The organism is Nocardia sp. NPDC004582, assembly GCF_053602115.1.
Window position 1 is genome coordinate 1 of record NZ_JBSGCY010000297.1, and the last position, 1,434, is coordinate 1,434.

Below are 1,434 nucleotides of genomic sequence, written 5' to 3' on the forward strand. Positions count from 1 at the left end.
CTGAGACGTGATGCGTAGCCGATTGAGGCGAATTCAGTGATCCTATGCTGCCGAGAAAAGCCTCTAGTGAGTTGGTACACGGCCCGTACCCCAAACCGACACAGGTGGTCAGGTAGAGAATACTAAGGCGATCGAGATAACTGTGGTTAAGGAACTCGGCAAAATGCCCCCGTAACTTCGGGAGAAGGGGGACCACGCCTGGTGAAGGGATTTACTCCTGGAGCTGGGTGGGGTCGCAGAGACCAGAGAGAAGCGACTGTTTACTAAAAACACAGGTCCGTGCGAAGTCGTAAGACGATGTATACGGACTGACGCCTGCCCGGTGCCGGAAGGTTAAGAGGACCGGTTAGCGCTTCGGTGCGAAGCTGAGAATTTAAGCCCCGGTAAACGGCGGTGGTAACTATAACCATCCTAAGGTAGCGAAATTCCTTGTCGGGTAAGTTCCGACCTGCACGAATGGCGTAACGACTTCTCTGCTGTCTCAACCACAGACTCGGCGAAATTGCAGTACGAGTAAAGATGCTCGTTACGCGCGGCAGGACGAAAAGACCCCGGGACCTTCACTATAGCTTGGTATTGGTGTTCGGTACGGTTTGTGTAGGATAGGTGGGAGACTGTGAAGCGGGCACGCCAGTGTTCGTGGAGTCATCGTTGAAATACCACTCTGATCGTATTGGACCTCTAACCTCGGACCCTGATCGGGTTCAGGGACAGTGCCTGGTGGGTAGTTTAACTGGGGCGGTTGCCTCCCAAAATGTAACGGAGGCGCCCAAAGGTTCCCTCAGCCTGGTTGGCAATCAGGTGTTGAGTGCAAGTGCACAAGGGAGCTTGACTGTGAGACCGACAGGTCGAGCAGGGACGAAAGTCGGGACTAGTGATCCGGCACCGGCAAGTGGAAGCGGTGTCGCTCAACGGATAAAAGGTACCCCGGGGATAACAGGCTGATCTTCCCCAAGAGTCCATATCGACGGGATGGTTTGGCACCTCGATGTCGGCTCGTCGCATCCTGGGGCTGGAGTAGGTCCCAAGGGTTGGGCTGTTCGCCCATTAAAGCGGCACGCGAGCTGGGTTTAGAACGTCGTGAGACAGTTCGGTCTCTATCCGCCGCGCGCGTTAGAAACTTGAGGAAGGCTGTCCCTAGTACGAGAGGACCGGGACGGACGAACCTCTGGTGTGCCAGTTGTTCCGCCAGGAGCACGGCTGGTTGGCCACGTTCGGAAGGGATAACCGCTGAAAGCATCTAAGCGGGAAGCCTGTTCCAAGATGAGGTTTCTCACCCCCTCGAGGGGGTAAGGCCCCCAACAGACCATTGGGTTGATAGGCCAGAACTGGAAGTCTGGTAACAGATGTAGGTGACTGGTACTAATAGGCCGAGGACTTACCAACAAAGAAGCTACGCGTCCACTGTGCAGTATCTGAAACAACACACAGATA

Annotated in this window: 1 rRNA gene; it reads left to right on the forward strand. The window is 55.1% G+C overall.

The features are described 5' to 3' along the window. A 23S ribosomal RNA gene (locus tag ACWELJ_RS34150) occupies positions 1 to 1,386 on the forward strand; the annotation flags it as partial. Positions 1,387 to 1,434: the final 48 nt, after the last annotated feature.